At 45.7% G+C, this 12001-nt stretch carries 10 protein-coding genes; all 10 read left to right on the forward strand.

The window, feature by feature from the left end; all coding sequences use genetic code 11:
- Positions 1-22 precede the first annotated feature (22 nt).
- Complete coding sequence (locus tag AC0LWT_RS15135; RefSeq protein ID WP_474682091.1) at positions 23-955, forward strand: alpha/beta hydrolase; 933 nt, start codon at positions 23-25, stop codon at positions 953-955.
- Positions 956-1036: 81 nt separating this feature from the next.
- Complete coding sequence (locus AC0LWT_RS15140) at positions 1037-2770, forward strand: sensor histidine kinase (RefSeq protein ID WP_474682092.1); 1734 nt, start codon at positions 1037-1039, stop codon at positions 2768-2770.
- The gene (locus AC0LWT_RS15145; protein WP_474682093.1) at positions 2767-4356 is read left to right on the forward strand and encodes a response regulator transcription factor; all 1590 of its coding nucleotides are present in this window, start codon (positions 2767-2769) and stop codon (positions 4354-4356) included. Before AC0LWT_RS15140 ends, AC0LWT_RS15145 begins: the two co-directional genes overlap by 4 nt.
- A gap of 142 nt (positions 4357-4498) precedes the next feature.
- Positions 4499-6052, forward strand: coding sequence for an ABC transporter substrate-binding protein (locus AC0LWT_RS15150; RefSeq protein WP_474682094.1), 1554 nt, complete (start codon positions 4499-4501; stop codon positions 6050-6052).
- A 1-nt stretch (position 6053) separates the two neighbouring features.
- Positions 6054-6983 carry an ABC transporter permease gene (locus AC0LWT_RS15155; protein ID WP_474682095.1) on the forward strand — a complete coding sequence of 310 codons (930 nt, stop codon included), beginning with the start codon at positions 6054-6056 and terminating at the stop codon, positions 6981-6983.
- Positions 6984-6996: 13 nt separating this feature from the next.
- Entirely contained in the window at positions 6997-7896 is a 900-nt protein-coding gene (locus AC0LWT_RS15160; protein ID WP_474682096.1) for a carbohydrate ABC transporter permease, read from the forward strand.
- A 28-nt stretch (positions 7897-7924) separates the two neighbouring features.
- Positions 7925-8731: a Nif3-like dinuclear metal center hexameric protein gene (locus AC0LWT_RS15165; protein ID WP_474682097.1), complete on the forward strand. Its 807-nt coding sequence runs from the start codon at positions 7925-7927 to the stop codon at positions 8729-8731.
- Between the two features lie 23 nt (positions 8732-8754).
- Positions 8755-9456, forward strand: a complete 702-nt coding sequence (locus AC0LWT_RS15170) for an alpha/beta hydrolase (RefSeq protein ID WP_474682098.1) — start codon at positions 8755-8757, stop codon at positions 9454-9456.
- Positions 9457-9563: 107 nt separating this feature from the next.
- Positions 9564-10520 (forward strand): carbohydrate kinase family protein, encoded by a 957-nt coding sequence (locus tag AC0LWT_RS15175; RefSeq protein ID WP_474682272.1) that lies wholly within the window; start codon positions 9564-9566, stop codon positions 10518-10520.
- 11 nt (positions 10521-10531) lie between these two features.
- Positions 10532-12001 (forward strand): sucrose phosphorylase, encoded by a 1470-nt coding sequence (gene gtfA / locus AC0LWT_RS15180; RefSeq protein WP_474682099.1) that lies wholly within the window; start codon positions 10532-10534, stop codon positions 11999-12001.

Consider the following 12001-nt stretch of genomic DNA (forward strand, 5'->3'; position numbering starts at 1 on the left):
GAAATCATGGAGGTTTGCAAGAATGGATTTCAAAAGCAAAGTGCTGCCGGAAATCAGGCAGTCTTTAACGTCACTCCCTCATTTTCAGCTTCCCGATGATTTGGCGGAGGTAAGGCAAAGCCCATTGCCGCAATCATTGAAGTCCGAATATGTTCGAATCGCCGACCGTATGATTTCCGGCGCAGCCGGGCAAGAGATGCTGATCAAAATTTTCGAACCCGTTCAGAGAGATGGGAAGAAGCTGCCCGCTTTACTATGGATTCATGGCGGAGGATATGTGTTAGGCCACCCTAACGGTGAACAAAGTCTCTGCGAATGTTTCGCAACAACCGCCAACTGTGTTGTCGTTTCCCCTGATTATCGGCTTGCTCCCGAACACCCGTTTCCGGCAGCGATTGAAGACTGCTACGCTGCTTTGACGTGGATGACGAACGCCGCGGCTGAGCTCAATATCGATTTGTCGCGGATTGCGATTGGCGGAGGAAGCGCGGGCGGAGGGCTGACCGCTGCATTGGCCCTGCTGGCCCGTGATGAAGGAGGACCTTCGATCTGTTTCCAAATGCCGTTATACCCGATGATCGACGATCGGAATATAACGCCTTCCAGCTACGAGATTACAGATCCTGCTGTTTGGAACAGAGCTAACAATCAGGTGGCTTGGAAGATGTATCTTGGCGAGCATGCCGATGGCGATATTTCCCCGTATGCGGCGCCCAGCCGCGCGACGAACCTGGCCGGTCTTCCTCCGGCGTATACTTGCGTAGGCCAGCTTGATTCGTTTCGCGACGAGACGATCGAGTATGTCACGCGGCTTGCCCAAGCCGGCGTCGACGTGGAATTTCAGCTTTATCCAGGGTGTTATCATGCCTTTGAGCACGTCGTTCCGGAGGCGGAAATCAGTCAACGCGCCCGGCACGGATATGTGAATGCTCTGGCAAGAGCTTTTAAACGTTAAGTTTTATCGGCGGAGGGAGGCTTAAGCCTCTCTTCACTTATTTGTAGAATTGAAAATGTTCTTTTAAAAAGGAAGGTTGCCATGTTTAAGAGGACAAAGCCGATTTCGTTAGTTTACAAATTTTCACTCCAAATTACGTTGATATTGGCGATACTTGTAGCGGTTCTGATCATCAGCAACATATATTCCTTCAATGTAGTGGAAACGAATATAGTGAACAGCTCCAAATATACGATGGGGATTCACATGAACAATATCCAAAATCGCTTGGACAGCGTTTCCAAAGATGTAAACGAAGTGTTCGAAAATCATATAGACGACGTCATGCTCTACTCGAAAAAAGATGAGAGCGGCAAATACTTCGACGCCTTGCGATTAAAAAATATATTGGTCTCGAAAGTGTCAAATAACGAAAGCATCGATGCTTTATTTATTTTGGAGCCTAGTGAGCGCCTCTTTTTGGTGCAGTTCGGTAAAAGCATACTTTCCAATGAAAATCAAACTGTATCCGATTACTTAAAAAGTGAAACCTTCGCGGGAAATACGGCGATCGGGAGAGAGTGGTCCCCGGTTCAGCTGAACGGAATCAGTTATGAAATCATCAGCTTCAAGGTATCGGGCATTATGATCGGCGCGGCGGTAAAAGCCGACTCTCTCATGAATGTCGTGAGAAAGACTTCAGATTCCCAAAACCATTATGTATTAACCGGTAAAAACGGAAGCATGCTTGCCGTATCCGATCCATTCCTTTCTCATGTGAGCTCGCTGCCGGATGTCCGTGAAACTTCGTACAAGCTTGACGGCAAATATTTCGTCATTTCAGAGGATGTGCCGGAGATCGGAAAGCTTTCGAATATGATAGAACGCAAGAGCGTATTGTCCGGTTTGGATTTTATCCAATGGGTGATTGTTTCTCTTGGGGTTGTTGCCTTAGTTATCGTTCCCGCTGTATTATTTTCACTTTCGCGCGAGATTATTAAGCCCGTTCTTGAGCTTGTCAAAGCAACGAAGGAACTGGAAAAGGGAAACTGGGATTACCGGCTGCCGCTGCATCAAACGTCCGTCGAGTTCGCCAAATTGTTTCATTCATTCACATCGATGATCCAAGAAATAAAGCAGTTAAAGATCCATTCATATGAAGAGAAGCTGGAACGGAACAAAGCCGAACTTAAGTATCTTCAAATGCAAATAAAACCCCATTTTTTCTTGAATGTCATCACGACCGTTTCCAGCCTTACGTATCAAAATAAAAGCGAAGAAATTCGCAGGCTGATCGACTATTTGTCGGACTATTTAAGATATATGTTCAAAGGAGGCTTGGTGAACGTAACCATAAGGGAAGAAATCGATCACGTGACCAATTACATTCGCATGCAAGAGATCAAGGTTCCCAATCACATCTTCCACATGATCGATATCGAACCAAACTTGGAGCAGCATGTGCTGCCGCAATTTCTTATACAAACCTTTATTGAGAATACGTTTAAGCATGCGTTAGTTTACGGGGATATTTTGTCGATATTTATTAAAGTGGAAACATATTCTTATCACCAAGAGGATTTTATTAAAATTACGATAGAAGATAACGGGGAAGGGTTTCCTGCGGAGATCATAGATGAAGTGAATGCCGCCGGTACGAGCGACAATGATACGGGGCAGAGAATCGGCATTTCCAATATTAAAAGAACGCTGCGTTTGCTGTATAAAAGGGATGGATTATTAAAACTTTCCAATAACGAACCGTCGGGAGCGAGGGTGGAAATATGGCTTCCTTCTCAGGCATCCGCGGTTCAGGTCCAGGAGGGAAAACATTGAAGTGTCTTTTGATTGATGATGATATTCCGACCGTAGAGGTCATGCGCGACTTTATTGATTGGAGTTCATTTGGAATTGCTGCCATATTTGCTGCGCATAATATTACGGATGCCAAAGTTCTCATTGAAGCCAATAAACCGGATATCATTATTTGCGATATCGAAATGCCAAAGGGTTCGGGACTTGACATGATTAAATGGGTAAGGGAGAGCCGTCATGACTGTGCCTTTATTTTCTTCACTTGTCATGAAAATTTTGAATTCGCATCGACGGCAATTGCCTACAATACGGATGCTTATTTAATCAAGCCTTTTGACAAAAACAAGGTTGAATCGGCTCTCGCCAAAACTGTAAACACGCTGAGGGCGAAGAATCGGCTGCAAGAATACAGCCAATTCGGCGCCAGTTGGCTAAAAAATAAATCAATTGTCGAGCAAAGCTTTTGGAGGGATGTTGTTTTTGCCCAAATTTCCCCTCGCTTGGATTTGATTCAAGGTGAAATTCGGAAGAGAGACCTGTCTCCGGAATTGGAATACGGTTACTTTCTGGTGCTGACGAGCATCGGCAAATCGGATATTGAGGAAAGCTGGGATGAAAGCACCTTCATCTATGCGTTCGCCAATCTGACCTCGGAAACGATGCTGGACAATTTGCATGTTAGCCAAGTGATCAATTATCAGCAAGAGGGCCGTTACTATATGGCGACAATCATTAGCGGAAGCACTGCGCCGGAAGAAATTGCTGCGAGATGCCGCCGGCAAATCCGATATTGCCGGGAATATTTTCATTGCACAGCGACCTGTTATATCAGCAAGAAAGCATCGATTGACTTCCTGCATGCAACGAGAGCCGCATTGGAGGTCTTGGACAGAAATAACATCATTTATAAAGGCGATGTCCATTACCAGGAAGACCGCTTCGACTATGAAACGAATGAGTCTTACACGCTGGATGTGAACGTATTCGAGCAATTATTTATCGAAGGCGAAAAGGTACAAATCGTCAACAAGCTAAAAAAAGATCTCGAAACGTTGGCGGAGGGCAATAAGCTTGATGCCGGCATCCTGCATTCCATCAAACAGGATTTTATGCAGCTTGTATACTCGCTATTGTATAAAAATAAAATACTTGCGCATAAGCTGTTTTCCGATAACGTCTCCGGAATATTGCTGCAGAAATCCGAACATAGTGTCATGGACATGATGAAATGGGCTGCATTCGCAACGAATAAAACAATCGATTATATAAGAGAAGTGAAACAGTCCGAAAGTGTTGTGGAGAAGGCGAAAGCTTTTATACACAATCATTATCATCAGGAACTGAATCGCGAGGATGTCGCTGCCAGCGTCTTTTTGTCGCCCGATTATCTCGCGAAAATTTTTAAAAACGAGACAGGATTATCGATCAAAGAATACCTGAATGAACATCGTATCCTTGTTGCAAAAGAACGGCTTATTCAAGGCGGCGAGAGCATCGGAACGATTGCCGTCGAAATTGGTTTTGACAGTATCTCTTATTTCTCCACGGTTTTCAAAAAAATAACCGGCGAAACTCCGAATGCTTTTAGAGCCAAGTATAAACCGTAATGCAAAGAAGGCCGAAAGGGTCTTCTTCTTTTTGTGAAACCACTGATTTTCGCAAAAACAGCGCTGATTTTTGAAAGATAAACCTACGGATAAGGATTAAACTGTAATCGTATTCACAAATTACTTCTGGAGGCTGCAAAATATGATAAAGACAAAAAGTATCTTAGCATCAGCGATGTCTGTAGCGCTTCTCGGTACCGTGTTGACTGCATGCTCCGGCGGAACCGGCCAATCCTCCGAATCCACCGGCGCGCCGGCGGATGGGAGCAGCGGCAAGGTTGACAAGGTTGTTATAGCCCTGCCGTCATTTAATAAAATTCCCGACGATATGAGCAGTATTAACGACGCGATCAACAAGATTACAACCAAGAAGATTCATGTGCAAGTAGATTTTAAAGTGTACGGACCGGCAGACTACGCGCAAAAAGTAAATTTGGCGCTTCAAAGCGGAGAGCAGTTGGATTTATTCACCAGCCCGGGCCAATTCCCTACCTATGCCGCCAAAAAGCAGCTCTACCCTCTGGACGATTTAATCAATAAATACGGCCAGGAAACAAAGGCAATTCTGGACAAAGACTTCGGCGAAGGATTGCTGAAAGCGACAACGATGAACGGGCATGTGTATGGAATTCCCGCCAATAAAGGGATGTCGGTCCCGCTGAACTTTGTATATAACGCCGATCTGCTGAAAGAGACCGGTTTTACAGCGGACGATATCAAGTCAGTAGGCGATTTGCCGAAAATATTCGACGCTGTTATGAAAAAGCATCCCGATGTCGTTCCTTTTGCTCCCATTAATGTAAATCCAAGCGATACCAATCTGGTCAGACTGTTAAGAGGAATGAATGATATCGATCTTCTAACCGATGAGTCCGGGGTTGGCGTCGTTGTCGGAAATAGCGGCAAAGTGGTCAATCTTTATGAAACGGATGCGTTTAAAACCGGCGTTGCCATGATGAGGGATTGGTACAATAAAGGTTATTTGCAAAAAGATGCGGCTACGACCTCGACCAATTATGCCGATTTAGTTTCGTCGGGACGCGGCTTCTCCACTCTGGGCGGTTACAGCGGCATGGAGGCCGGCAAAGCATTAAGCGCGCAGACCGGCAAGAATGTCGCCATGAAACGAATTGCTCCTTTTTATTTCGATACGCAAGCTGTTGACTTTGTTGTGTGGATGATGTCAAGCACGACGAAAGTGCCTGAGGCTGCCATGAAGCTCTTGAACTTGACTTTTACGGATAAGGACCTGTTAAATACGATGCTTTATGGAATCGAAGGCCGGGATTATGTAAAAGTGGACGATCATCATGTGAAATATCCGGATGGAAAAGATGCGGCAACCGTACCTTATACCGCCCAACTATCCTCCGGCATTCTCGGCTCCGAATCGCTCCAATATCAACTTGAAGGTACGGATTGGAAGGATATCGATCTTAAACTTAAAGAGAACAAAGAAACAAAGAGGTCGCCGTACTTCGGATTCATCTTCGATCCGTCTTCCGTAAAAACCGAGCTGAGCGCGGTAAATAATGTGGTCAACCAATACATTCCCGGATTGATTTGCGGGGCATTGGATCCGGAAACGACCCTGCCCAAGTTTGTGAAAGCACTTAAAGATGCCGGAGCGCAAACCATCGTTCAGAAGAAGCAGGAGCAATTGGACAAATGGCTTGCTGAGCAAAAGGTGAAGTAATATGGAAAAGCCGGTAAAGAAAAACAGGAAGAAAGCCAGCAATACTGTGCCGCTGCTGCTGATTGCGGCTCCCGGTTTGTTATACTTGCTGATCAACAACTACATTCCGATGTTCGGGGTATTTATCGCCTTTAAGGAAATGGATTTTACAAAAGGAATATTCGGAAGCGATTGGGTAGGGCTCAAAAACTTCGAGTTTTTATTCCGGACCTCCGATGCGTGGATGATGACCAGGAATACACTTCTTTACAATGTTGCGTTTATTATTCTGGGTACGATCGCTTCCATATTTATCGCAATTCTGATGTCGGAGCTGTTAAACAAGTTTTACTCAAAGTTTTTTCAATCAGGCCTAGTTCTTCCTAACCTGGTATCTATGGTAATCGTATCTTTTCTTGTATTTGCTTACTTGAACGCCGATAGCGGGTTCATCAACCATTCGATACTGCAGCCGCTCGGCATATCGGCCGTAAACTGGTATTCGGAGCCTAAATACTGGCCTTACATCCTGGTTATCATCCAGCTATGGAAAACGGCGGGATACGGTTCTATCGTCTACTTCGGTTTTATCGCGGGAATCGATAGAAGCATTTATGAAGCCGCCAAGATTGACGGCGCAGGCAAACTCAAACAAATAAGCATGATCACGCTTCCATTGCTGACGCCAACTATAATCATACTTGGATTAATGTCGGTCGGCCGCATATTCAATTCCGATTTCGGACTCTTTTATCAAGTGCCGTTGAATGCGGGAGCCTTGTACAGTACGACGCAAACCATCGATACCTATGTATATCGGGCCCTCATGCAGGTTAACGATATCGGCATGTCGGCGGCGGCCGGTCTATATCAGTCACTCGTAGGCTTTATTCTTGTTATCCTGGCAAATGCCATTGTGAGGAGAATAAATTCCGACAACGCGCTTTTCTAGGAGGAAATGTATAATGACGAGCTTGCAATCCAGAGGAGAACGGGCATTTGCCATATTCTCCGCAGCAGCCATGACCTTGATCACCGTATGCGCTTTTCTGCCTTTTATCTTGATGCTGGTGGCATCGTTCACCGACGAAAAGACGCTGATTAGAGACGGATACAGCTATTTTCCGGCTAAAATGAGCATGGAAGCGTACGTATATTTATTCGGCAATATGTCGACCTTTGTGAGGGCGTATGGGGTTTCCATTTGTGTGACTGTCATCGGAACCGTCGTCAGCCTCGCGATCACGGCAATGCTTGCGTACCCGATGTCAAGGAAGGACTTCAAATATCATAATGCCCTTGCATTTATCGTATTTTTCACCTTGCTGTTTAATGGCGGTATCGTACCTTCTTATATGATGTGGACTAAAGTTTTTTCGATCAAAGATACGTTAGCCGCACTGATTATACCGAATTTGCTGATGAATGGCTTTAACGTTCTGCTGGTAAGGAATTTCTACAAGCATAACGTGCCTGCCGCGCTTATCGAATCGGCCCAAATCGACGGAGCCAGCGAAATACGGACGTTCTACAGCATTATGCTGCCGCTTTCGGTTCCGGTCATGGCGACGGTCGGATTGTTTACGGGACTTGCCTACTGGAACGATTGGATTAATGCGCTTTACTTTGTTACCAAGCCGCAATATTACGGGATTCAAAATTTGTTGATCCGTCTGATGAATAACATCCAATTCTTAAAATCCAGCCAGGCAAGCAGCATGCTGGGGGCCGGCGCGGCCGATCTTCCGACCACGGCGGTACGGATGGCCATGGGCATTATCGGAATTTTGCCGATCTTGGTCATACTGCCATTCCTGCAAAAATATTTGACGAAGGGCGTCGTTGTCGGCGCTGTAAAAGGATAGCACTCTACCATTGAAAGAAGGTCATGAAATGAATGTTGGGCAAGTCATTGAAGCGATTATAACGGATTCTTGCGGCACCTTCAGGCTGGAGAACACGGGCGATAGATTGGTTAGCGGCGGTCCCGATATGGAAGTAACGGGTATTGTAACGACGTTTATGGCAACTATCGATGTGATTCATCAGGCGATTGTTTGCGGAGCCAATATGATTATTACACACGAACCTACCTTTTATACCGGAATTGACGAAACGGTCTGGCTGCAGGACGACCCTGTCTATCAAGCCAAACGAGCATTATTGGAGGATCACCGGATTGCTGTCTGGCGGTACCATGATTACATGCACATGGCAAAGACAGACCGAATTTACGACGGGCTTCTCAAGGAGATCGGCTGGGAAGACCATTTGTTGGACAAGGATTCACCCCATGCATACCGGTTCGAAGAGGTCACTTTGGCGGAACTGGCCGGCTTCTTTAAAGAAAAATTGGGCATGAATGTCATACAAATCGTAGGCGATCCCGGGATGAGGTGTTCCAGGGCGGGAATTTTGGTAGGCGGAGGCAGCTTAGGTCTGGGCCGGGAACAAATGCCGATGGAACTAATGCGCGATAAGAACCTGGATGTGATCGTATGCGGCGAAATCGTGGAATGGACACTTTGCGCTTATGTCAATGATGCCCGTATGCTCGGACTGAACAAAGCGATGATCGTCGTAGGCCATGAACGCAGCGAGGAATGGGGCATGAAATATATGGCCGAATGGCTGAAGCCTTTGGTGAACGGCATACCGGTTTCGTTCGTCGATGCGAAGGAGCCGTTCGTGTACTTGTAATTTCAAAAAAGGAGAATAGAACGATGGCAATGCTGCAAGTGAATTATTATTCCAAAGCTTTACGGAGAGAAGTCACGTTCAATGCACTGATCCCGTTGGACATGATCGAATTCCCCGGGCAAGCCAAATCGGAAAAGAAACCGATGAGAACCTTGTATCTATTGAACGGATACACAGGCAGCTATACGGATTGGATCAGCTTCACAAGAATACGGGAGTTATCCGACAAGCACCGTATCGCGGTTTTTATGCCGGCCGGGGAAAACCATTTTTATGTGGATGATGTCGACAAAGGAGCATTGTACGGGGAATACGTCGGAAATGAACTGGTTGCTTACACCCGCGAAATGTTCCCGATATCCCATCGAAGAGAAGATACCTTCATCGGTGGTTTATCGATGGGGGGTTATGGAGCCATTCGAAACGGCTTCAAATATGCCGAGCATTTTAGCCGGATCATCGCCTTGTCTTCAGCCCTCATTACTTACAAGATTGCCGGCGTGGGCAGCGATTATACCGACGGTGTGGCGGATTATAAATATTTTACGAGGGTATTCGGTGACTTGGATCAGCTTCAAGGGAGCGATAAAGATCCGGAAGCCTTGGTCCTAAGCTTGAAGGGGAAAGGAGCGGCGGTTCCGGAGATCTATATGGCTGGGTTCCGAAGATTTTTTGTTGGACGTCAATCGGCAATTTCGAGATTTTTTAGTTTTGGCACAGGTTGAGAACACGTATATCGAAAGTCCTGGGGGGCATACCTGGGATTTTTGGAATGAATATATCGAAAAAGCTTTTTTATGGGCGATGGAATAAAGTACAGGGGATGACAGATGTGTTTGAATTCGGGGATAGCATACCGTTAAGAGATAAAAAGCATGATATTTTGACTGTTGGCGAGCTTCTTATCGATATGATGACAACGGAATATGACGATAGCGATGAATGTGACACGTACCGCAAGTTGTTTGGAGGCTCTCCTTCCAATATAGCATTGAATGTGAAAAAATTGGGAATCCGCCCGCTTGTAGCTTCTGCAGTCGGAGATGACGGATTGGGCAGGTTTCTCGTTAAACAGCTGCAGCAAGCGGATATCGATACGGATCTGATCCAGCGGGTCGATGATTCAACGAGTATGGTCGTCTTAACTAAGAGTGTATCTACGCCGATTCCGATATTTTATCGAGGTGCGGATTATCAATTAGCTTATACATCAGGGCTGGAGGATATCGTGATCAACTCCAAAATCGTCCACTTCTCCTGTTGGCCCTTATCGAGAGTGCCGTCCCGTTATACGATCGAAAGCGTGATGGATACGGTAAGAAAGCACGGTATTTTGATCGGTTTCGACCCTAACTATCATCCGATGATATGGCAAAAGGGCGAGAATGGAATCGACTATGTAAAATCAATGATCGGTAAAGTTGATATTGTCAAGCCTTCGGAGGATGATGCAGAGAGATTGTTTGGGAAAGCGTCTCCTGAGCGTTATCTCGAACATTTCTTAGAGCTGGGTGCTAAGCTGGTTATTTTGACATTAGGGAAGGAAGGCGCCATCGTTTCTAACGGAAAAGAGACGATTGCATTCGACTCTTTGGCTACTCAGGTTGTGGATACTACGGGAGCTGGCGATGCATTCTGGTCAGGATTTTATGCGGCGCTCGTCAAAGGTTATCCGTTGAAACAAGCTCTTTTCCTGGGATTTGCCGTCAGTGCCTATAAATTGGAGTATACCGGAGCCATCGTGGATTTACCGCATCTCGAGGTTATCAAAGAAAAATACGGATTATAGGGGACTATTGTATGCCAGTAAAAAACCAAGTGCAGCTAATCACGTATCCCGATTCTTTGGGGGGCGATCTAAATGCGCTGAAACAGGTGCTCTTTCAACATTTTTCCGATGTATTTAAGGGGGGCGTTCATATTTTGCCTCCTTTCCCATCTTCCGGAGACAGAGGATTTGCCCCGCTTACCTATCTGGAAATTGAACCGAGCTTCGGCACATGGGATGATATTAGAGCTATTGGAGAACACTTTGATATATTGGTCGATGTGATGGTCAACCATATTTCGAGGCAGTCCGAATATTTCCGGGATTTCCTCAAAAAGGGTCGTCAATCGGCATATGCCGACTTCTTTCTAACTTTGGATAAAATATGGGCGGACGGCAAGCCGGTTCAAGAAGACATTGCCGGCATGTTTCTGCGCAGACCGGTTCCTTATTCGACTTTTACTATTGAAGAAACCGGCGAGGAAGAGAAGGTATGGACGACGTTCGGCAAACAGGACCCATCCGAACAGATTGATCTGGATATCCGTTCGGATCAAGTAAAGCAATTGCTGAGCGATATTTTTAATAATTTCAAGCAGCAGAATGTCAAGATCGTACGTTTGGATGCAGTCGGATACATCATAAAGAAACTGGGAACAAGCTGTTTTTTTGTCGAGCCGGACATCTACGAATTCCTGGATTGGATTATGGATGTTGCGAGATCGTTGGATATCGAATTGCTGCCTGAGGTTCACGCACATTATTCCATTCAGTACAAGCTTGCAGAGCATGGCTGCTGGATTTACGATTTTATACTGCCGTACACCGTACTTGATGCTTTGATCAATAAATCAAATGTGCATCTTTACAGCTATTTGAAGACTCGGCCTGAGAAGCAGTTTACTATGCTGGATTGTCATGATGGTATACCTGTTAAGCCTGACCTGGACGATTTGATCGATACGAAAGAAGCTAGAAAATTGGTTGAGCTGTGCGTGGAAAGAGGCTCGAATCTTAGTCTCATCGTATCTGAAAAACATAAGGCCGCGGACGGCTTCGATGTCCATCAAATCAGATGCTCTTATTATTCTGTGCTCGGTTGTAACGACGATGCCTATTTAGCGGCAAGAGCTATTCAATTTTTCGTGCCGGGAATCCCCCAAGTCTACTATGTCGGCCTGCTGGCGGGAGAAAACGATTTGGAGAGTGTAAACAGAACCGGTGAAGGCAGGGAAATCAACCGCCATAACTTCAGCCTGGAGGAAATCGAGCAGTCTCTTCAAAAAGATGTAGTTCAAAGACTGATCAAACTCATTAGATTTAGAAACGAATATGCTGCTTTCAATGGACAATTCACCGTGTTACCCTCGGCGATAAACGAAATTCGGCTTGCCTGGGAAAAGGATAATCAAAATTGCCGGCTTTCGATCGATCTGAAGACCTATAGGACTATTATTGAATTCACTGGGGAAAGCGGCGAGGCAGTTCAATATGTCGTATAA

It is taken from the genome of Paenibacillus sp. sgz302164, from assembly GCF_056120505.1.

Bases quoted from the DNA above. Each gene is read 5' to 3' on its own strand.
- AC0LWT_RS15135 (WP_474682091.1), top strand. From the start codon at position 23: ATGGATTTCAAAAGCAAAGTGCTGCCGGAAATCAGGCAGTCTTTAACG.
- AC0LWT_RS15140 (WP_474682092.1), top strand. From the start codon at position 1,037: ATGTTTAAGAGGACAAAGCCGATTTCGTTAGTTTACAAATTTTCACTC.
- AC0LWT_RS15150 (WP_474682094.1), top strand. From the start codon at position 4,499: ATGATAAAGACAAAAAGTATCTTAGCATCAGCGATGTCTGTAGCGCTT.
- AC0LWT_RS15155 (WP_474682095.1), top strand. From the start codon at position 6,054: ATGGAAAAGCCGGTAAAGAAAAACAGGAAGAAAGCCAGCAATACTGTG.
- AC0LWT_RS15160 (WP_474682096.1), top strand. From the start codon at position 6,997: ATGACGAGCTTGCAATCCAGAGGAGAACGGGCATTTGCCATATTCTCC.
- AC0LWT_RS15165 (WP_474682097.1), top strand. From the start codon at position 7,925: ATGAATGTTGGGCAAGTCATTGAAGCGATTATAACGGATTCTTGCGGC.
- AC0LWT_RS15170 (WP_474682098.1), top strand. From the start codon at position 8,755: ATGGCAATGCTGCAAGTGAATTATTATTCCAAAGCTTTACGGAGAGAA.
- gtfA (WP_474682099.1), top strand. From the start codon at position 10,532: ATGCCAGTAAAAAACCAAGTGCAGCTAATCACGTATCCCGATTCTTTG.